At 63.0% G+C, this 19,810-nt stretch carries 15 protein-coding genes; 3 read left to right on the forward strand and 12 right to left on the reverse strand.

Going from position 1 to position 19,810, the window contains the following annotated elements:
- Positions 1-407: 407 nt before the first annotated feature.
- Positions 408-3,899: a T9SS type A sorting domain-containing protein gene (locus tag AAFH49_RS12825; RefSeq protein WP_342298652.1), complete on the forward strand. Its 3,492-nt coding sequence runs from the start codon at positions 408-410 to the stop codon at positions 3,897-3,899.
- A 103-nt stretch (positions 3,900-4,002) separates the two neighbouring features.
- Here the strand turns inward: AAFH49_RS12825 and AAFH49_RS12830 are convergent, their stop codons facing one another.
- From AAFH49_RS12830 to AAFH49_RS12870, 9 genes are all read right to left on the reverse strand, one after another.
- The gene (locus AAFH49_RS12830; RefSeq protein WP_342298654.1) at positions 4,003-5,943 is read right to left on the reverse strand and encodes a DUF3857 domain-containing protein; all 1,941 of its coding nucleotides are present in this window, start codon (positions 5,941-5,943) and stop codon (positions 4,003-4,005) included.
- Between the two features lie 45 nt (positions 5,944-5,988).
- On the reverse strand, positions 5,989-7,965 hold the full coding sequence (locus AAFH49_RS12835) for a DUF3857 domain-containing protein (protein ID WP_342298656.1): 1,977 nt from the start codon (positions 7,963-7,965) through the stop codon (positions 5,989-5,991).
- A gap of 68 nt (positions 7,966-8,033) precedes the next feature.
- Entirely contained in the window at positions 8,034-10,085 is a 2,052-nt protein-coding gene (locus AAFH49_RS12840; RefSeq protein WP_342298657.1) for a DUF3857 domain-containing protein, read from the reverse strand.
- 56 nt (positions 10,086-10,141) lie between these two features.
- Entirely contained in the window at positions 10,142-12,202 is a 2,061-nt protein-coding gene (locus tag AAFH49_RS12845) for a DUF3857 domain-containing protein (protein ID WP_342298660.1), read from the reverse strand.
- 141 nt (positions 12,203-12,343) lie between these two features.
- Complete coding sequence (locus AAFH49_RS12850; RefSeq protein WP_342298662.1) at positions 12,344-13,588, reverse strand: MFS transporter; 1,245 nt, start codon at positions 13,586-13,588, stop codon at positions 12,344-12,346.
- 85 nt (positions 13,589-13,673) lie between these two features.
- On the reverse strand, positions 13,674-13,907 hold the full coding sequence (locus tag AAFH49_RS12855; RefSeq protein ID WP_425293331.1) for a GDCCVxC domain-containing (seleno)protein: 234 nt from the start codon (positions 13,905-13,907) through the stop codon (positions 13,674-13,676).
- A 10-nt stretch (positions 13,908-13,917) separates the two neighbouring features.
- Positions 13,918-14,541, reverse strand: a complete 624-nt coding sequence (merTP, locus tag AAFH49_RS12860) for a mercuric transport protein MerTP (protein ID WP_342298664.1) — start codon at positions 14,539-14,541, stop codon at positions 13,918-13,920.
- A 68-nt stretch (positions 14,542-14,609) separates the two neighbouring features.
- Positions 14,610-14,999: an eCIS core domain-containing protein gene (locus AAFH49_RS12865; RefSeq protein ID WP_342298666.1), complete on the reverse strand. Its 390-nt coding sequence runs from the start codon at positions 14,997-14,999 to the stop codon at positions 14,610-14,612.
- 15 nt (positions 15,000-15,014) lie between these two features.
- The gene (locus AAFH49_RS12870) at positions 15,015-15,821 is read right to left on the reverse strand and encodes a DUF4468 domain-containing protein (protein WP_342298668.1); all 807 of its coding nucleotides are present in this window, start codon (positions 15,819-15,821) and stop codon (positions 15,015-15,017) included.
- A 488-nt stretch (positions 15,822-16,309) separates the two neighbouring features.
- Here AAFH49_RS12870 and AAFH49_RS12875 point away from each other — a divergent pair, with 488 nt between their 5' ends.
- The gene (locus AAFH49_RS12875) at positions 16,310-16,891 is read left to right on the forward strand and encodes a phage tail protein (RefSeq protein ID WP_342298669.1); all 582 of its coding nucleotides are present in this window, start codon (positions 16,310-16,312) and stop codon (positions 16,889-16,891) included.
- A 186-nt stretch (positions 16,892-17,077) separates the two neighbouring features.
- Here the strand turns inward: AAFH49_RS12875 and AAFH49_RS12880 are convergent, their stop codons facing one another.
- Both AAFH49_RS12880 and AAFH49_RS12885 read right to left on the reverse strand, forming a co-directional pair.
- Positions 17,078-17,497, reverse strand: a complete 420-nt coding sequence (locus tag AAFH49_RS12880) for a hypothetical protein (protein ID WP_342298670.1) — start codon at positions 17,495-17,497, stop codon at positions 17,078-17,080.
- Between the two features lie 124 nt (positions 17,498-17,621).
- On the reverse strand, positions 17,622-18,194 hold the full coding sequence (locus AAFH49_RS12885; protein WP_342298671.1) for a helix-turn-helix domain-containing protein: 573 nt from the start codon (positions 18,192-18,194) through the stop codon (positions 17,622-17,624).
- 528 nt (positions 18,195-18,722) lie between these two features.
- Between AAFH49_RS12885 and AAFH49_RS12890 the strand changes: the two genes are divergently transcribed.
- Positions 18,723-19,001 carry a DUF1294 domain-containing protein gene (locus tag AAFH49_RS12890; protein ID WP_342298673.1) on the forward strand — a complete coding sequence of 93 codons (279 nt, stop codon included), beginning with the start codon at positions 18,723-18,725 and terminating at the stop codon, positions 18,999-19,001.
- Between the two features lie 211 nt (positions 19,002-19,212).
- Here AAFH49_RS12890 and AAFH49_RS12895 read toward each other — a convergent pair whose 3' ends face one another.
- Positions 19,213-19,713 (reverse strand): hypothetical protein, encoded by a 501-nt coding sequence (locus tag AAFH49_RS12895; RefSeq protein WP_342298675.1) that lies wholly within the window; start codon positions 19,711-19,713, stop codon positions 19,213-19,215.
- Positions 19,714-19,810 lie beyond the last annotated feature (97 nt).

Here is a 19,810-nt window from a genome sequence, read left to right on the forward strand (position 1 = left end):
TGGTTTAATAAAAAACTGATAAAAGCAATATGTATTCTATTTATTTTGCATTATGTATCGTATTATCAGGTAATTATAGGTGAATAGCGTCCAGCTAATGGTCGTAAATAGTTACATGGCGCGAAAATGACGTTTCAACCTCCGATAATAGGGTTTGGTCGAATAAGCAGCTGACCCAGCAGTCAGTGAGGCTAGTTTTGTATTGACTAATTCATAGGTAAGTTGATGTTTTTTGCTGAAAGTCGCTTGCAAATTCAAGGGCTTTTCCTCCCCATCATTAAGGTGATAAACGAGGAAAGTCACGATTTGTAGAGCGACTTTTCTTGTGCTTACGAAAGCCCAAAAAATAACGCCAACGACTGATTGAGCTCTACAAACAGCAAACTTATATGCAGAAAAGATTACCATTGTGCCAAGTACTGTCGGGAGGAACTGGCAGGAGACATTTCGGACACATACTGCGCATCAGCTCCCTAATCTTATTACTACTAGGTGCGGGCCATCAGCAGGCCGCCGCCCAAGCGGGTAAAAGCGGCCCGGTTGCCATTGCCACTACCGGCACCATCGTCAACGAATACACCGCTCTCACGGCCAACGCGGCCATGGGTGCCACCACCATCACAGTAGCCGCCAGCGCGCTGAATGCCAACAGCCGCTTTGCCGCCCCGCTGGCTGCTGGCGACCTGCTTCTTCTGGTGCAGCCCCAGGGTGCCGCCATCAGCACCGCCGATGATGCTACCTACGGCACCGTAACGGCCCTTAATAATGCCGGCCGCTACCAGCTAGTAGAAGTGGCGTCGGTGCCTTCGGGTACAACCATTGCCCTGAGCTGCAAGCTGTACAGCGCGTACACTACGGCCGGCCATGCCCAGGTGGTGCGCGTGCCGCGCTACACCACGCTCGCCGTGAACACCAACGTGAGCGTGAAGGCACAGGCCTGGAACGGGACCACGGGTGGCGTGCTAGCTATCGAAACCACGGGCAACGTGACGCTGGCCACCGGCGCTACGTTGGACGTATCGGCCCTGGGCTTCCGGGGTGGGGCGCTGGAGCAGAATACCGACGCGGCTGGCAATAACGACTTCGGCTACCGCTCGGCGAACGATACCTACGGGGCCGAAAAAGGCGAAAGCATCGCCGGCACCATTGCCGAATATGACGCGCTGAACGGCCGCTACGGGCGCGGCGCGCCGGCCAACGGCGGCGGCGGCGGCAACTCACACAACGCCGCTGGCGGCGGCGGGGCCAACGTGGCCGTGGCCGGAGCCACCTATACCGGTACCGGCAACCCCGACCGGGGCACCGGCAACGCCTACGACGCGGCCTGGAACCTGGAAGCGGCCAACTTTGCTACCTCCACATCCACCGGCGGCGGGCGCGGCGGCTACAGCTACTCCAGCACCAACCAGGATGCCCTGACGCTGGGGGCAGGCCAAACGGCCTGGGGCGGCGACAACCGCCAGAACAAGGGCGGCCTGGGTGGCCACCCCATCGTGAGCAGCGGCCGGGCCTTCTTCGGCGGCGGCGGCGGGGCCGGCGATTCGAACAACAACAGCGGCACCACCGGCGCGGCCGGCGGCGGCTTTCTTTACCTGGTATCGGGCGGTGCCGTAACCGGCGGCTCGCTGCTGGCCGATGGCGGCTCGGTAACGACGGCCAGCAACAATGACGGCGCGGGCGGCGGCGGCGGCGGCGGCAGCGTGGTGGTGGTTTCCACCAACCTGACCACGACTTCCCTGCTGGCGCGCGGCGGCAAAGGCGGCAACCAGAGCGCCATTGGCGCAGAGGCCGAAGGCGCGGGTGGCGGCGGCGGCGGCGGCCTGGTGAGCTACACCACCGGCACGCCCACCACCGACGTGAGCGGCGGCCTGAACGGCACTACGCTGTCGTCATCCCTCACCGAATTTCCGCCCAACGGAGGCACCCGCGGCGGCGCGGGCCGCGCCGATGCCAGTGCCTGCTCGGTGGCCCTGTGCCCGGCGGTGGCCGACGTGGCCACCAGTATCAGCTTCGGTACTAACCCGCTGCCGGCTAACCAGCAAGCGGTTATCAATGTGACGTTTATCAACAACGGGCCCGATGCGGCGGGCACCGTAACCCGCTTTGTGCAGCTGCCTTCCGGGTTGGGCGGCAACACCGTGACGGTGACCACCAGCGCGGGTTCGGGCAGCTACAATAATGGCAATGGCCGGGTAACCTTCACCAATGTCGGCACGCTGGCCAACGGGGACAATGCCAATGCGACCATCACCTACACGCCTTCGGTGGCGGGCACCATCGACGTGTCGTCCAGCATCAGCACCACGACTTCGGAAGCGTGCCAACTGAGCGACGACAACTCGGGGACCAATACCCTGGTGGTGATTTACCCGGCTGATTTGAAGGTGACACTGAGTGGCCCTGCTACAGCGGATGCCAAAAGTAGCATTACGTACACGGCTACCGTTCAGAATATTACGCCTAACAATCCTGGTACGGCCGATGCCACCAGCACGGTGCTTACGGTGCAGCTGGCCAAGGGCTTGCTGACCACCAGCTTTCCGGCCGGCACCACGTATGATTTCGATACCGGCATTGCCACGCTGGCCATCGGGCAGGTGAACCGGGGCGCGGCCGTGCGAAGCTTTGCTTTCACCTTCACGCTGCCCAACAACAACCAGCCCGTGGCAGGCATAGCCTCGGCCACCGCCTTCGAGCCCGACCCGGACGCAACCAACAACAACGGCGTGGCCGGCACCATGCGCGTGTCCACCACCGTGGCGCTGCCCGCCGGCACCGGCAGCTGCGCCGGTACCACCTACGATGGCTCAACGGCTACGCAGGGCCTGTATGCCGAGTATTTCAAGGGTTATTTCAACGATGTGCTCACGTTCTTCGATTCGCCCAGAACGGTCGATATGAAGCGCTCGGAGGGCACCGTGAACTACACCGCCAGCAATGCCTGGGGCGATACGTCGGGCGCTTTCGGCAGCGGCTCGGTTACCAATCCCGATTCGTACAGTGCCCGCTACCGGGGCTACCTCACCATCACCACGGCCGGCAACTATACGTTCTCGATGCTCAGTGATGATGCCGCCTACCTCTGGCTCGATAACTCAGCCCGCGCCAACCCGCTGGTTGCCGCTAATACCGTGGTGAAGGACGTGGGCACCCACGGCCCGCGTACCGCTACCGGCACGGCCGTGTACCTGCGCGTCGGCTCGCACCCCTTGCTGGCGCTGTACGGTGATAATGGCGGCGAAAACCAGTTCCGCCTTTCCTACTCCGGCCCCGATACGGGCGGTGCCACGGTCGTCATTCCAACCAGCGCGATGTGCAGCCGGCAGTTTAGCGGTCCGCTGCCGGTGACCCTCACGGCCTTCACGGCCCAGGCCGAAGGCCGCGCCGCCCGCCTGAACTGGAACACCGCCACGGAACTGCACAACGACCGTTTCGACCTGGAGCGCAGCCGTGACGGTGTGGCTTTCCAGAAATTTGCCGAAGTGAAAGGCGCGGGCTCCAGCACCAGCGCCCACAACTACAGCTACCTCGATGCCAACGCTGCCGAAATGGGCGGCGGCAAGGTTTACTACCGCCTGCGGCAGGTGGACCTGGACGGCAGCAGCGAATACTCGCCGGTGCGGACGGTGGCGTTTGGCGTGGGTGCGGCCGGCCCGGCGGGCTTCGTGCTGTTCCCCAACCCGGCGCAGGAGCGCGTGAGCCTGCAGCTGAGCCTGGCCACGGCCGGCACCATCAACCTCACCGATTTGGCGGGCCGCGTGATATTGCGGCAAACCATTGAAGCTGGAGCTACGCAGCCTTCGCTCGACCTGAGCACCCTGGCCACCGGCACCTACGTGGTGCAGGTGCTGCAGAATGGCCAGCGCTTCACGCAGAAGCTGGTGCACTCCGGCAACTAAGCCGAATAGTCATTCTGATATTCTGCCATCAAGACAAAAAAAGCCGTTTCCAGATTGGAAACGGCTTTTTTTGTCTTGATGATTTCCAGCTCCAGAAGCCCGCTTAGCTTTCCGTTTTCAGCAAGACCACCTGTGTCTTATCCGCTACGCTGATTTTGCGGCGGAAATCGAGGTAGCCAGCGTAGGCGGTTTTGGGCAGGTGGCCGCGCTTCAGCTCCAGCCGGCGGATGTACTGGATGGTGCCATCGGGCAGGGTGGCATACTGGCTGGCGTAGGTGCCGTAGGCGGTGCTGAGCTGCACGGGAGCGGGCAGGTTTTCGGGGTGGAAGCCGGCGGGCAGGTGCAGGCGGACGGTGTCGGCGTGCAGGCTGGCGTGGTCGAGCCACAGGTCGGCCTGGCGCTCGCCTACCTGCGCGGGCAGGGCGGGCAGGCGGCTCAGCAGGTTGGGGTTGATGAACACGCGCTTGCCGCTGGGCGGGGCAAAGCCCGGCAGCGCCAGCGCCAGGTTCTCGACCACGCCCGGCAGCGGGCCGGCCGGGGCCGCCGTCAGGTTAAATTTGGTGAGGGTGAAAGTGGGCAGCTTGAGGCGGTCGGTGATGTATTTTTTCTGTTCCACCAGCCCCAGCCCGTGCATTAGCTGGGCATACAGGTCCTGCTCCTGGCCGGTGCGCAGGGTGCGGGCCGTGGCCGTGGCGCTGCCCGTGGCGTCAAGAAACAGGTCGAGCCGGCGTAGCTGGCGGTTTTCGGCGGTGCTGTAGCGGGGCGTGGCCACCAGCTTGCCGCCCTCAGGTGTGAGCAGCAGCGCGTGGCGGTTGCCCGTGAAACTGCCCATGTAGCCGAAGGCTTCGGTCTGGCTGGTGCATTCCAACCACAGCGTGTCGGCCTGGCTGCCTTTGGCTGGCGGCACGCACACGATGACGTGGTTGAACTGCGTACTGGGAAAGTCGGCCCGAATGTCGGGCTCGTCGGAGCCGGCTTTTACCAGGGCCACGTAGGCTGGTACGCTCGCGGCATTCAATAAGGCCATCGTGTAGTTGCTCAGGGCCTTGCAGTCGCCGTAGCCATTGCTGGCCACCGAGCTGGCCGGGAACGTTTGCCAGCCGCCCAGGCCCAGCTGCACCGAGATGTAGCGGGTGCTGCCCTGGAGCAGCTCATACACGCGCTGCGCCCGGATGCGCGGGTCGGTGATGCCGCTGACCAGCGCGGCTACTTTGGCCGTAGTGGCGGGCGGTAGCACGTCGCGGCCGGCATTCAGCTCGTAGCTCCAGCGCCCCAGGTTCTGCCAGGAGGTGGCCGAGCCTTTGTGGCCCTGCACCTCGAAGATGCCGGGGGCCATGGCCACGGACGGCGTCAGGGTGGCCAGCGGCGGCGCGGCCTCTTCCTCGTCCACCGCCGGCAGGTTATCCAGGTGCCACTCGTAGGTTTCCTGGCCGTTGGTGCTGGTGTGGGCCACGGCGGTGCCGGCAGGCAGCTGCCGCTCCTGGTAGCGCAGGGGCAGGGCCGTGGGCGTGGTCACGCGCAGGGTAGCGCTTTGCACGGCCAGGCCTTCGGCTTCCTGCGGCTGCCAATGCGGGTAGAATAAGGTGTTGTCCGACACGGTTTCGTAGTCAAACTCTACCGTGTAGGGCGTTTGGGGCTGGCGCAGGTCGGCGTAGCGCACCCGCACATCGGTCATTAAATCATTGCTGCCCACGCCTTGGTCGTGGATTTCGGCGGCCCGCAGCTGGTGCAGCAAGCGCCCGTCGGCATCGTACACCGCCCCGCGCAGGTAGCTCAACGATTCGAGGTCGTAGTAATACTCGCCGTGCCGGCCAAAGTCATCGCCCGCCGCATCGAGCACGGTGATGACGCGGTGCACGGTGTGCACCAGCCGGCCGGCCGATTTCACGGTCACCACCTCATCGTCGGCCCGCAGCACGGCGCTGGCGCCTTCGCGCAGGGCCGCCGGAATGTCGGCCACGGCATATTTGGGGGCGGGCGCGGCCGGGGGCATCAGGAAACTGCCGAGCGGTAGGGCCGCCAGCAGGGTCAGGAAAGCTTTCATAAGGAAAGGACTGTTGGAAAGAAAATTAAGCCTTCTTTTTGATAATCAGCTTCTCGCTTTGATAATCAGCTTCTCGCTCTGCTTGGTCAGCATGAGGCGGTACAGCTCGCGCAGGTACTGGTAGTCGGTGGCCGCGTACACGGGTTTGCGCAAGCTCAGGCGGCTGGTAATATTGACGGTGGCACCGGTGGCGGCGATGGTGTAGAAAAACCGGCCGCCGTTATCGGGCAAGTCCACCACGGCGGGCTTGGGCAGTTCGGCCAGCTCGTAGCCGGCCGGCAGCGTGAGAGTCATCATCATGGTTTCCTCGGTGCTGGTTCCGAAATCGACGGGGAACGTGCGGGTTTCGTGGCGGAAGGGGTTTTGCTCCGCAACAAACTCGCTGAACGGGTTCAGGTAGAGGCCACCGGCGGCCGCTTGCTCGGCGGGCTGGGCAAACTCGTAGTCAACCACCAGCGGCTTCAGCAGGTTGGTGCGTCCCGACACGGCGAAGCTGGGCACCGTCCAGGCCGTGTGCTTGCCGGCAAACTGGGTGCGGTACTTGGGCTCGCCCACTTTTTCGAGCTCGGCGCGGGCCGTGGCCCCGGCGTAGCCGCTGTACTCTTCGTGCACCTTGCCGCTGAGGGCGCCTTCGGGCGTGAGGGCCAGCTGCACCTGCTGGTAGTGCACGCGCCGCTGGCTGGGCGTGAGGTCGAGCCAGCGCGAGGCCTTGCCGTCAGGCATCACCAGGCGGCCCACCTGGTTGAGGCAGCGCTCGGGCAGCATGCCGCCGGGCAGCAGCGGCTCGGTGGCATCCAGCAGCAGGTCTTTGCCATCGGGCAGGGCCACGTGGGCCACCACGTAGTTGAAGCGCGTGGCGAGCGGAAAGTCCGTGGTGAGGTGGCCGTGGCTGCGGGTGCTGAGCAGCACGGGGTTGGCATCGACATTGGCTACCCGCAGCGCGGCAATCAGCAGCATATTGATGTCGGCCGCATTGCCGAGGTGCAGCTCCCCAAAGGTTTTGCGCAGCGGGTTCGAGGTATAAATGGTTTCGTAGCCGTTGTATTTCACCGCATCGCGCACCAGCGCGTGCACGGCAGCGGCCCGCGCCTCCACCGTAGTGGCGGGCGTGAAGGCCAGCCTGGCCACGGCATCCTTCATAAAGCCGCCCTGGTCCAGCTGCAGGCCAAAATTTTTGTCCTGCAGCAGGGTAGCGTCAATCTTTTCCCAGGTGCCGGTGTAGTCCTTGCCCCCCACGCCGGGCACGTAAACGCTGGCCAGCTCCAGGTCCATGCTCGCCGCGTAGTCGTTCATGGTCGTGATGTAAGGCTCCTCGCGCAGGGCGGGCACGTCGCGCATGGCCCAGCGGTAGAGCCAAGTGCGGGTGGCCCGGTTGCCCATGATGGTGCTGCCCTGCGTTTGCTCGCGCACGGTGAGGGGCAGGTAGCCCCGCATCACGGTTTTGTAGTTGAAATAATCGGGAAAGTTGACCCGGTACTCGCTCCAGCGCACCGGAATAGCATGCTGAAACGTCCAGTCCGGCAGGCTAATCGAAACATCGGATATCACCGAGTAGGTAAATTCGATGACGGAGCCTTCGCGCACGTTGGGCATGGTGAACTTGCGAATGCGCAGGTGTGCGGTCACATCATCCGTGAACTTGCCGTCGTCTTCCAGCTTGATTTTTTCGACCGCCCCATTGGTCAGGTTGTAGGTGAAGCCGCGCAGCCCCACCAGCTTCTGGCTCATGCTGAACAGCGGAACCTCGACCGTGGCCCACCCATAACCAGCTTTTGTGAGGATTTTGATGCGCGTGGTGCGGTCCGTTATGGCTTGCAGGCTCCCATTAGCGCCCATTTCTACCCGGGAGCTGCCATAGTCGCACAGCATCACCGCGGCGGCGCTGTCGCCCACAAACGGCGCTGCCGTGAAGTCACCGGGGTCAGGCTTGCCAAATTTGATGGGTTCGGTCTGGGCCCGGGCCGTTAGGGTGGCTAGTACCAGGGCGGCCAGCATCGCCGGGTAGCGTAACGAGTGCTTCATACTATTCAGAGAGCAGGGAAAGGGCGGGGATTAGTTGACGGCAGAAAAACTGGCTGCTCAGTTGCCGGCTAGGCTTTTTTCTTGATAATCAGCCGCTCGTTTTGCTTTTCCAGCATCAGGCGGTAAAACTCGCGGAGCTGGGCGTACTCCTCGGCCGCGTACACGGGCTTGCGCAGGCTCATTCGGCTCATGAGCTGCACCACGCCGGGCGCGCCGGCCGTGACGGTGCAGATGAAGCGCCCGCCGCCCTCAGGCAGGTCCACAATGGCGGGCTTGGGCATTTCGGCCAGCTCGTAGCCGGCGGGCAGCGTCAGGGTCACCATCGTGGTTTCATCCTGCGGCGCGCCAAAGTCCACGGGAAACAGCCGGTCGTCGTGCCGGAAGGGGTTTTGCTCGGTGCCGAACTCGCGCAGCGGGCTCAGGTAGAGCATATCGGCGGTGGCGTTGTCGTCGGCGGCCTGGGTAAACTCGTAGTCCAGGGCCAGGGGCTTGGCCACGTTTTCGCGTTCGCCTACGGTCAGCTTGGGTACGGTCCAGCCGCTGTGTGGGCGGGTCATCTGGGCCAGGTATTTCTTCTCGCCCAGGCTGCTTAGCTCCTCGCGGGCCTCGGCCCCGGCGTAGCCGCCGTGCTCCTCGTGCACCTTGCCCGTGAGGCCGCCTTTGGCATCCATAGTCAGGGCCACTTGCTGGTAGTGCACGTAGCGCTGTTCCGGGTTGAGGTTAACCCAGCGGCCCAGTTCCGAATTTTTCATGATGAGGCGGCCGGCCTGGTTCAGGCAGCGCTTGGGCAGCACGCCGCAGGGCAGCAGGGGCTCGGTGGCATCCACCAGCAGGTCTTTGCCATCGGCCAGCGGCACCAGGGCCAGCACGTAGTTGAAGCGCGAGAGCATGGGCTGGCTCTGGTCGACGCGGCCGTGGCTGCGGGTGCTCAGCAGCAGCGGATTGGCCGGAATGCCGGCCATGCGCAGGGCCGAAATGAGCAGCAGGTTCACATCGGCCGAGGTGCCGTGGTGGGCATCAAAGGCCTTGCGCAGCGAGGCCGTGGTGGCGTAGTGGTTGGTGCCGTCGTAGCGCACGGCGGCCATCACTACTTCGCGCACGGCGGCGGCGCGGGCCGACAGGTCCGGGTATTGGGCCACCAGCGGCATAATCTGGTCCTTCAAAAAGCCGCACCGGTCCAGCTGCCCGCCAAAATCGTCGCTGTTCAGCAGCTCCATATCGATTTTGGCCCAGGTGCCGGATACGTTCTGGTAGGGCTGGTTCGGAAACTGCTCGCCGGCCAGCTGGAAGGTGATGCGGTCCAGAAAATCTTCCGACGTGGTCATGTACGGCTCGCTGCGGAACGCCGGCACGTCCTTCATGGCCCAGTCGTAGTTGGTGGTCCGCGCCGATATGGCATCGCTGCTGCCGGCCTGGTGCGTGGTACCGAAGCCGCTGCCTACCGTGCTGCCAGACGTGCGCACGGTAAACTGTATGGCACCCTCGCTCTGGCTCTGCACGGCCATCGGGTGGTAGCCCTGCTGCAGCATCTTGTAGCGGAAATACTCCGGAATGCTGGCCCGGAACTCGCTCCAGCGCACGGGAATGTCGCGCTGAAACGTCCAGTCCTGAAAGTTGAACAGGAAGTCGGAAATCACCGTGTAGTTGTACTCAATCACCGACCCCTCGCGCACGTCGGGCAGCGTGAACTTGCGCACCCGCACGTTGGCCGTCTGGTCTTCGGTGAAGGTGTTGGTGCCGTCCAGCTTGGTTTTCACCACCTGGCCATTCACCAGGTTGTAGGTGGTGCCGCGCAGGCTCGACATCTTCTCCTGGTTTTCGCCGCGGTGGTAGAGGGGGACTTCTATCGTGGCCGCATCGTAGCCGGCCTTTTTCAGGATTTTGATGCGCGTGGTGCGCTCCGATATCAGCTGGAAATCGTTGTTGTTGTACTGGAAGTTGGTGGTACCATAGTCGCACAGCACCACGGCCGCCGCAGCCGAGTCGCCCACAAATGGCGCGGCCGTAAAGTCCTTGGGGTCGGGCTTGCCGTATTTGATGGGCTCAGTTTGGGCCTGAGCCGTGAGACTGGCCAGTACCAGGGCAGCCAGTGCTGCCGGGTAGCGTAAGGAGTGCTTCATAGAAAGCGGGTTAGGAAAGGTTAAAGAGATAATTAATTGCAGAAAAGACCCGCCGCTCAGCTGCCGGCTTTCTTTTGAATGATGAGCTTCTCGCCCTGCTTTTCCAGCATCAGGCGGTAGAGCTCGCGCAGGTTGGGGTACTGCGCGGCACCGTACACGGCCTGGCGCAGGGTCAGGCGGCTGGTGAGCGTTACCGCGCCCGGCGTGGCCGCCACGCTACACATAAAGCGGCCGCCGCCCTCGGGCAGGTCCACCACGGCGGGCCTGGGCACGGCGGCCAGCTCGTAGCCGGCCGGCAGCGTCAGGTTCACGACCAGCGTTTCTTCCTGCGGAATGCCGAAATCGACGGCAAAGGCCCGCTCCTCACGCCGAAACGGGTTTTGGCCCAGGCCAAACTCGCTCAGTGGGCTCAGGTAAATGGGGCCGGCGGCCGTTGCGCTTTCGGCGGGTTGCGCGAATTCGTAGTCTAGCAGCAGGGGCTTGTTCACGTTATCGGTCTGGGTCAGGGCGGGCCTGGTCAGCGTCCAGTTTTCGTGGCGCTGCGTGGCGGCGGCCAGGTATTTTTTCTCGCCCTGGCCGGCCAGCCGGGCGCGGGCCTCGGCACCGGCATAGCCGCCGTGCTCGTCGTGCACCTTGCCCGTGAGGCCACCCTGGGCATCCAGCACGAGGGCCACCTGCTGGTAGCGCACCCGGCGCAGGGCGGGGGCCAGGTCCACCCAGCGGCCGTCTTCGGGTTTTTTGGTGATGAGGCGGGCTACGCGGTTGAGGCAGCGCGGGGGCAGCACGCCGCAGGGCAGCAGGGGCTCGGTGGCGTCCAGCAGCAGGTCTTTGCCATCGGCCAGCGGCACCAGCGCGGCCACGTAGTTGAAGCGCTCCAGCAGCGGGTATTCCTTGCTCACGGAGCCGTGGTCGCGGGTGCTCAGCAGCAGCGGGTGGGCCTCGATGCCGGCCTCGCGCAGGGCCGCCAGCAGCAGCAGGTTCACATCGGCCGAGGTGCCGTGGTGGGCATCGTAGGCCTTGCGCAGCGGGTCGGGGGCGTAGTAGCGGTCGGTGCCGTCGTAGCGCACGGCGGCCATCACCAGCTGGCGCACGGCGGCGGCGCGGTCCGTCACGGCCGGGTATTTGGCGGCCAGGCCCTGCAGCTGGTCCTGCATAAAGCCGATGTGGCCCAGGCGGCCGCCAAACTCATCATCAGCCAGCAGGCGGGCGTTGATTTTCTCCCAGGTGCCGGTCAGGTCGTGGTAGGGCGCGTCGGGCCACTGCTCGCCGGTCAGCTCAAAATCGAGCCGGGCCACGTAGTCCCCGGCCGTGGTCATAAACGGCTCTTCGCTGAAGGCCGCCACGTCTTTCAGCGCCCAGATATGCTCCTCGGTAGGCGCACTCACGGTGAGGGTGCCCGTGGTTTGGCCGGAGCTCAGCCCCCCGCTCGCAGGCACTTTACTGTCCAGCAACAGGTTGGTCGAGCCCACCGAAGTCTTGTTCACGGCAAAAGCCTGCGCGCCCTGATAGATAATTTTGTAGCGGTAAAACACCGGAATGCTCACCCGGTATTCGCTCCAGCGCACCGGAATATCGCGCTGAAACGTCCAGTCCTGAAAATTGAAGAGGAAATCCGAAGTCAGGGTGTAAGCAAATTCCACCACCGAGCCCACCCGCACGTTGGGCAGCGTGAACTTTTGCACGCTGACGGTGGGCGTGCGCTTTTCCAGAAATGCGCCGCTGGTTTCGAGCCGGGTTTTCTCCACGGCGTTGTTCACCAGGTTATAAGTGAAGCCCCGCAGGTTCGATATCTTTTCCTGGTCGTCGTCGCGGTGGTAGAGCGGGATTTCAACCGTGGCGTACTCGTAGCCGGGCTTTTTGAGGATTTTGATGCGCGTCACCCGCTCAAAAATTACCTGAAACCCGCCGCCCTGGCCTTTCAGGCGCGAGCGGCCAAAGTCGCACAGTACCACAGCCGAAGCCGCACTATCGCCCACAAACGGCGCGGCCGTGAGCTCCCGGCTATCAATCACTCCGAACTTAATGGGTTCGTTCTGGGCGCGGGCCGAATAGCTGATAATCAGCAAAAGCGCCGACAGTAAGCCCCGCCAGCGGCTGGCGAGTAGAGATGCTTGCATGCAGAAAAAAGAATGGGATAGACAATCTTTGAACTGCTAAAACTACTGAAATTCAGTTAAAAATCATCTATTTTTCATCTTATTTCTCTAAATGAAATGGTGTAGGGGCGGCGATAAGCCCTACCGGGTACGCCTCCGCCCCTACACCACTTCCTCGGCCGAGGGCTCGGGGACTTCATCGGCCGCGGCCGAGTGGCCGGCTGGGCGGTCGGCGGGCACCCGCATCAAATACACCAACGCCGCCAGCACGCACGCCAGGCTGAGGCCGTGCACATAGGGCAGGTGCGTGGCGTGGTTGCTGAAAATCCAGCCCGCCGCCAGCGCGCCCAGCCCGATGCCGGCTTCGAGGGCGATGTACATGGTGGCCACGGCGCGGCCCCGGCGGGCCGGCTCGCTCAGGTCGATGGTCCAGGCGTAGAGGGTGGGCGAGTTCAGGCCCGTGCCCAGCCCAAATACCACCGCGCCCAGCAAAAACACCGGCACCGAGGGCGTGAGAACCAGCAGTACCAGCCCCAGGGCCAGCATAGCCGTGGACCAGCGCAGCACCGGCACCCGCCCGTACTTATCTGATGACTTGCCCGCAACCAGCCGCACCGCCAATGACGATATGGTGTAGCACAGATAAAACCAGCCCTTGTGCGAGCCCGTGAGGCCCAATAGCCGGCTCTGGTCGGGTATCACGGTGAGCACCGCTCCGAACGGAAACAGGCACAGCAGCGTGGTGAGGGCCGCCGGCAGCACCTTGGGCTCCAGCACTTCGCCCCAGTTCAGCTTCAGCAGCCCGAAGCTGAATTTCTCCCGTTGGGCCACCGGCAGCGTTTCGGTGAGGGTGCCCTGCACCACCAGCGAGAGCAGGGCCGCCGCGCTGGAGCAGTAAAACATGGTGTTGAGGGAGAACGTGGCCGCCACCCACGAGCCGAATGCCGGCCCGGCCGCCATGCCCAGGCTGCCCGTCACGCCCAGCAGGCCCATGGCCTCGCCGCGCCGCTCCACGGGCACGATGTCGGCGATGAAGGCGGCCGTGCCCGTGGGCTTGAAGCCCGTGCTGAACCCGTGCAGCAGCCGCAGCCCCAGAAACCCCGTGACCGTGAGCGCCCACGGGTAGAAAAACCCGCATACGAAGCACACCAGCGAGCCAAACACCATCACCGGAATGCGGCCCACGGTATCGGCCAGCTTGCCCGAAAACGGCCGGCTCAGCCCCGCCGTGAGCGTAAACAGGGCAATGATGAAGCCTTTGTACTCGCCCCCGCCCAGCCGGGTGAGGTGGTCGGGCAGCTCGGGCAGCAGCAGGTTGAAGCTGAGAAAAAACAGGAACGACGACAGGCACATGAGCCAGAAGCCGGTGGAGTAGGGGCGGGAAGCGGGGGCAGCAGTTGCGGGCATGGGTGCCGCAAAGGTCGGCAGGAATGGCCGGGCGGCAGCGGTGCGCCGGTTCCTGCGGGCCTAGCGGCAAGGTCTTGCGGTCCCGTTAGCAGCAGCCGCAGGTGCCCGGGCCTTGCTCCTGAATGGGAGGGCAGGGCACAGAGCCGTATGAGCAGAACACGCAGCAGTCGCCGGCCAGCGGTTTCAGCACGGTGCGGCAGCTCGGGCACTCGTAGAAATACTGGCAGGCATTGGTCGGCATCTGCTCGGAGTGCGGCTGCTGGCAAACCGGGCAGGTGAGTACGGAGGTGAGCGTGACCATGGGCGGCGTGGGCGACATTATCGGGTAGTTAGTGGCTGGTGGGGTTCAGAATGTGGTAGCCGGTGCTGTTGATGGCGCTTTCTACCTGGGCCGGCTGCGCCTGCGCTGCGTCGAAGCGCACTTGCGCGGTGGCCTGGTCGTAGGAAACGGACACGGCTTGCACGCCGGGCACCTGCTGCACCGCCTGCTCAACGTGCTGGGCGCAGGCCGCGCAGGTCATGCCCCCGATGCGATACGTGCGGGTCTGCCAAGTGGGGAGTGCGCCGCTGGTCGCGGACAGTGCTGCTCGGGCCTGGGGCCGGGGGTAAAGTATGGCTGCATAATAGGGAAACGTCAGCAGCGCCGCCGCCAGCACCGTCACCAGTCCCAAAAAGCCCCGGGACTGCAAAAAGGTCAGCTTTTGCGGGGCTGCGCAGCAGTCGGCCGCCGGCTTCGGCCGGAGCTGCTGGTACCAGGCCACGACAAACGCGGCCACCGTGAGCCCCACCAGATAGGGCCGATAAGGCTCGACCCAGGCGAAGGCCCCGGCGGCTCCGCTCAACCCACCAATTACCGCCAGCAGCGGCGTAATGCAGCAGAGCGAAGCCGCAACGGCGGCCAGCAGACCGGCCCCAAAAACAGACTTAGCGGAAGCGAGGGAAGCGTTGTTCATCGGGATAGCATGCGTTTAGCTGCCAGCCGGGGCCGGCAGCGTCCCGGCTCTTACTTCGGGCCGGGAAATTAAGCCGATTCCACTTGTTGCGCCGCATCCGAGGCGAAAGCTGCGCCCGTTGGCCGCCGCGCCGCTTTCGAGCCCATATTATCGGCTTCCCGTTCCAGGGTGGCGTCATCACTGACCCTCTGCCCAGCCAGCTGGGCGGTTGGCCGAACGCGGCCCTGCTGCTGTTGTACCACATGCCAGGCTTCGTGCGGCAGGTGCTGCTCCGGCCCCGGCGCTACGTGAATATCCGTGCCCTGCGCATAGGCCAACGCCTCCAGCTGTGCGGGCCTGGCCGAGTTGTAATGCACCCGCACCTCATCCAGCGAGTAGCCCGAGAGGCTTTCTACGCCTGCTTTGAGCTGGTCGGGCAGGCCTGTGGTATTGCGTTTTGGTGGGCTGGGCTTCTTCATGCTATCCGGAGCTGGTTAAAACTTGCTGGGGTCTTTGCCCTTGGCCTGCATGGCCTGTTCCAGGTCGGCAATCATGGCTTTCACCTTCGCGTTGGTGCCGGCCAGCATCTCAAACCAGAGTTTGTCGCGAAAGCCTTCGGGCGGGGTGGCTTGTTCCAGCGCCCCCATCGAGCCATCGCGGGCCACGGGGCCGTTGGTCAGCAGGTTCTGATGCCTGAAGCCGGTCATGACGTACTTGTAGCGGCCATCCTTCACGTAAATGGTTTGGGTGTGCACCACGAAACCCATGGGCGTGCCGTGCGAAAAAAACAGGATGCCGCCCTTGGCCAGCAGCTTGCCCTGCTCCTTGTCCTTGATTTGCACCACGTCGTTGGCCGACTGGTAGGTTTTGGCCATCCACTCCAGGGCGCGGTCGTAGAGCTGGTTCTGGGTAGCGCCGGGCACTTCCACCACGCCCTCGTAGGTGACGTGCCGGGTTTGCTCATCGAGCGGGAGCGGGGTGCCATCGGCCAGCCTGGGTACCGCCGTCGGCCCCAGCGCATCGGGGTCGATGAGCTGCCTGCTGGCGGCCAGAAACAGAAACCCCGTGCGCTTCACCACCAGCCAGCGCGGCGAGTAGCGGCCCACTACCGTGACCGTTTCGTTGGGGGCCAGGGAGGTGCCGGAGGCCCGCGCGGTATCGGCCGGGCTGCGGTAGAGCAGTACCCGCTCACTGCCCGCCCGGTAGGTTTTGGGCGGGTCGGAGGCGGGGAGCTTCTGGGCAACCACGGCCGCGGGCAGCAGCAGGGCCGCCAGCAGCCCGATGGATAGCAATCGATTCATGCAGGGAAAGAAGATAAGTCGGGGCTGCTGATAGGGGCGTGCCCCGGCTGAGGGACCAGGGAGGTAAAAAAGCAAGGAGCTGCTTTGCACGCCGGCCCAAAAGGCTGCCGCTGGAAATGATGGAGCAAGATAAGGCCGGTTAGCGTATTGCGGGGCGTCATCTGGCGCGAGTTTAGCGCTGTTTAACTCGTGACGGTTTTTCGGGCGAGGCTGTGCCTCGCAATAGCACGAATCGCCAGTAGAAGCTTATGTCCACAGTGCCAAATTGCCGCTGGCGCAGCCCCACGTCATGGCTGGTCACGAGTTATGCTCCGCGTAAACTCGCGCGAGTCAAGGGTTGGTACACGAGTAACGCTACGCCAAACCAGCGCCGGATGTGAGGGCAATGAGTGCTGGATTTGGCATCGATTTCAGTGCCAACACTGATGCAATTCAGCTGGTGTGGAGGGTATTTTTACGAACACTCCAACCCTTTTTACTCTTGAGCGATGGAACAGCCAATAATCCCCGTGCCGGTACAAGTCCCCATAGGTTCAGTCGTGGCTTTTGCCGGGCCCACCAATAAAATTCCAGAAGGCTGGATGGTCTGCGAAGGGCAAACGATGAATTCAGAAGGTTACCACGACCTATTTCAGCAAATCGGCACCTCCTGGGGCGGCGATGGCGCGCCCAACTTCTATCTGCCCGACTTGCGCGGGGCATTCCTGCGGGGCGTTGATAATGGCAAAACGGCCAGATACGACCTCGAACGGGAGAAGCGGGTTGCACCCCGGCAAGACGCAAACCCGAACAACGGGAATTCCGGCATCAACGTGGGCTCGATGCAGGCCTTCAGCACGGCAAAACCAAGCGGCGACCCGTTCAAAACCAACGTTGCCGGTGAACACAGCCACGGTGGTATAATAGGTCAGGGTCCTGGTCCTCATGACCATGGAGGCGAAGTGCTCTCTCCTGACTTAGCCATTGCTATGCCAGTAGCAGGCAACCATGAGCATACCATCACTGCTGGCGGCGACCAGGAAACCCGGCCGGTAAACGCCTACGTGTACTACATCATCAGGGTGAAATAAAGCTCGCCCGGCAATGCACGCTCATGAGGCATGAGTGCTACAGCAGTTGAGCTATGTGGCGTTTGGCTACTGACCGCACAAGTTTAGCGCCGCGTAGTAACGCATGCCAGGTGTGGGACGGACAAGGCACAAAAAAGCCCCGCGCGGCAGGGCCGGCGGGGCTTTGGGTACTGCGAACCGATGCGGTTAGGTCGTCAGCGTGGCACGGTGCGTGGCAATGCCGGCCTTCACGGTGTTGAGGGTGGCAATCTGGGTGCTCACCTGCTCGGCATCCACGTCGGCCAGGAAACGGGTGAGGCCCGAGCTGAGGCGGTTGCGCTTGGTGAGGCGGGTTTGCTGCACCACGAGGGCTGCGCGCTCGTCGGTGGTGGTTTCAAGCAGCTCCGCGTCGATGCCGGGGGCCGCCAGCACGGCATCGGCCGAGGCAATTTTGGCGTTCACCTTGGCCAATTGCGACGTGGTATCGGATTTTGCACGGGTGGCCCGGTCGTCGGCCAGCTCGCCCACGGCATCGCGGGTAGTGAAGGTTTTGAGCTCGAACTCAACTTCGGCGGTGGCGGCGTCGCACAGCGCCCGGTCGGTCAGGGAGGAGTAATCCAAGGCCATAAATAAGGTTGGGGAAGAAAAATGGGGTTGAGAATGGGCCAAAGCTAACGGCACTCAGGAGGGGCAGAAATGACCAGTGTCATTTCTGAAAATGATACTCGTTGTCCCCGCTGAGCAGTGCCGACTACCTGCCCGGCCCCTCCGGCGCCGCCACCAGCGCCGCCGTCTCGGCCGCCAGCCCGGCCAGCCGCGCCCGCAGCAGGTGGGCCCGCGTGGCAGCCTCGGGGGGCAGCGGGCGGGCCTGCCGCGTTAGCCAGTCGGCCAGCCAGGCGGGGCGGCCGGGGTTGTCGGGGGCCGGAATGGTTTCGGCGGCGGCTTGCAGCAGGGCGGGTAGGGCCTGCGCCCAGCGAGTCGCCACCCGGGCGCGGGCCTCGATGGCGGCCAGCTCGCGCCCCAGCTTCGCCGCCTGCTGCGCGCACACCCGCCGCCGGAAATCCAGCTCCGCCGCCTCGGGGGCGGGCAGGGCGGGCTGCACTTCGGCGGCTGGGGTAGCGGGCGCATCGGCCGGCGGCAGGTGCGGCAGCAACGGGCGCAGGGCCATCAGCACGTCGGACGTAAGGTTGCGCCGGCCCGCCTCAATGGCCCCCACTAGCTCAGGACTCACACCCAGGTACAGGGCCATTTCATTTTGTTGCAGCCCAAACCACACCCGCACGCGGGATAGCAGGTTGGTCGAAGGAGTAGCGCGACGAGGCATGTGTACGGTATTATTGTAAAATGAAAAATACCGTACAGATTCGGAATAGAAAGTGTACGGTATTTTTTTATTTTGCAATAATACCGTACAGGTTTGATGCATCTGTGGTTTCCGGCGGGCTGTGACACGAAGAAGCCCCAGCCGCTGGTGGGGTTGGGGCTTAGGCTACTTCATTGGATGCATGATGCCGTATCTGGCGCGAGTTTAGCGCATCGTAACTCGTGACGGTTTTTCGGGCGAGGCTGTGCCTCGCAATAGCACGAAGCACTAGTGGAAGCCTGTAGCCACAGTACCAAATTGCCGCTGGCGCGGCAGCGGAGGCACAGCCTCCGCGTCATGGCTGGTCACGAGTTACGCTCCGCTAAACTCGCGCCAGTCGAGGGCCATAACTTGCGGCTCCGCTGGTGCCATCTTCGTCGGCCAAACTGCGATTAGCCCGTCTACTTCGCCCCTTGTTGAACCCGCCTAACCCGTGCCGCGACCACCCCGGCCAAAACCCCGCCCAGCCCAAGCCGCAAGGCCCGCCCCATGAAAATCCTCCTGAATTGCCTGTTGTTTTTCAATCTACTGTGTTTCCTGCTCTTCTTCCTGGATAAACGCAAAGCCCAACGGGGCCAGCGGCGCATTGCCGAAAACACGCTGCACCTCGCCACGCTGCCCGGCGCGGCCCCCGGCGCGTGGGCCGCAATCTGGCTGCTGCACCATAAAAACCGCAAAGCCGCTTTCTGGGGCATTACCCTGGGGCTGACGCTGCTGCAAGGGGCAGTGCTCTATTTCACGTGGCCCTATTTTCAGGCAACGCTTTAAACGGGTCAACCGGCTGCCTGCGGGGAGTTGGCGCATGCAGCAGCGCCCGCATCGGTGGAATCATTCGTACCAAGGTTGGGGCCGATAGCGGCTTTCGGCGGGCCGTGCCATGCAGATGCCCCAGCCGCTGGCGGGGCTGGGGCTTCTTGGGAGTATTGTGGGTGGAGCGTATTGGTTGATTGGTTTGTAAGATAGATTAATTCAACAATTGCTAGGGCTGAACATTGGTAAAAATACCTGTCGTAATGGCGCTGCTAGGGTCGCCAGCAGCGGGAACTCCTGCGGAGGACAGTGCCGAAAAGGTGCCAGTAAACCCACCGCCAGGGATGTCAGCCAGTGTGAAATTGACATTGGTTGAGTACCACCTGCTTTGCGGGTAGGCCCCATTGTTCAGAATAACTCTGGAAAGTCGATAAGCGGAGGTGGGGTCGCCGGTTTGCTTGACGAAGTTAAATAAGAGTGTTTCTGCTCCGGCTTGCGGTACAGGAATGGTGAGGAGTTGTAATTCCAGCACATCGAAGCTACCAAGTGGGGAAGGAGTACCAGGATGTATATACACTTTCGCGTTGCACGTTTTGGCACTGCCATCCAGTACGTAACTCCCGGTATTCGGGGCAGGAGCTGCAGCTGGAGTTTCCTTTTTGGAGCAACCAACTACCCCAACAAGTGACATCATCACTAAGAAACGAATAGGGCTGCTGAAGTAAAGCACTGAGGTGTTAAGTAATTCGTGGATGGATGTAAAGCTAAGGGGGGCTAAAATGATGTCGCAATATATTGGCTTGCAGTAAACTTCCCCTGCCAAAACG

This window comes from Hymenobacter segetis, assembly GCF_038448715.1.
Classification (GTDB): Bacteria; Bacteroidota; Bacteroidia; order Cytophagales; family Hymenobacteraceae; genus Hymenobacter; species Hymenobacter segetis.

Coding starts and splice junctions, on each gene's coding strand:
- AAFH49_RS12880 (WP_342298670.1), bottom strand. CDS start 17,497: ATGGCCTTGGATTACTCCTCCCTGACCGACCGGGCGCTGTGCGACGCC.
- AAFH49_RS12850 (WP_342298662.1), bottom strand. CDS start 13,588: ATGCCCGCAACTGCTGCCCCCGCTTCCCGCCCCTACTCCACCGGCTTC.
- AAFH49_RS12875 (WP_342298669.1), top strand. CDS start 16,310: ATGGAACAGCCAATAATCCCCGTGCCGGTACAAGTCCCCATAGGTTCA.
- merTP (WP_342298664.1), bottom strand. CDS start 14,541: ATGAACAACGCTTCCCTCGCTTCCGCTAAGTCTGTTTTTGGGGCCGGT.
- AAFH49_RS12870 (WP_342298668.1), bottom strand. CDS start 15,821: ATGAATCGATTGCTATCCATCGGGCTGCTGGCGGCCCTGCTGCTGCCC.
- AAFH49_RS12855 (WP_425293331.1), bottom strand. CDS start 13,907: ATGTCGCCCACGCCGCCCATGGTCACGCTCACCTCCGTACTCACCTGC.
- AAFH49_RS12890 (WP_342298673.1), top strand. CDS start 18,723: ATGAAAATCCTCCTGAATTGCCTGTTGTTTTTCAATCTACTGTGTTTC.
- AAFH49_RS12830 (WP_342298654.1), bottom strand. CDS start 5,943: ATGAAAGCTTTCCTGACCCTGCTGGCGGCCCTACCGCTCGGCAGTTTC.
- AAFH49_RS12835 (WP_342298656.1), bottom strand. CDS start 7,965: ATGAAGCACTCGTTACGCTACCCGGCGATGCTGGCCGCCCTGGTACTA.
- AAFH49_RS12840 (WP_342298657.1), bottom strand. CDS start 10,085: ATGAAGCACTCCTTACGCTACCCGGCAGCACTGGCTGCCCTGGTACTG.
- AAFH49_RS12885 (WP_342298671.1), bottom strand. CDS start 18,194: ATGCCTCGTCGCGCTACTCCTTCGACCAACCTGCTATCCCGCGTGCGG.
- AAFH49_RS12845 (WP_342298660.1), bottom strand. CDS start 12,202: ATGCAAGCATCTCTACTCGCCAGCCGCTGGCGGGGCTTACTGTCGGCG.
- AAFH49_RS12865 (WP_342298666.1), bottom strand. CDS start 14,999: ATGAAGAAGCCCAGCCCACCAAAACGCAATACCACAGGCCTGCCCGAC.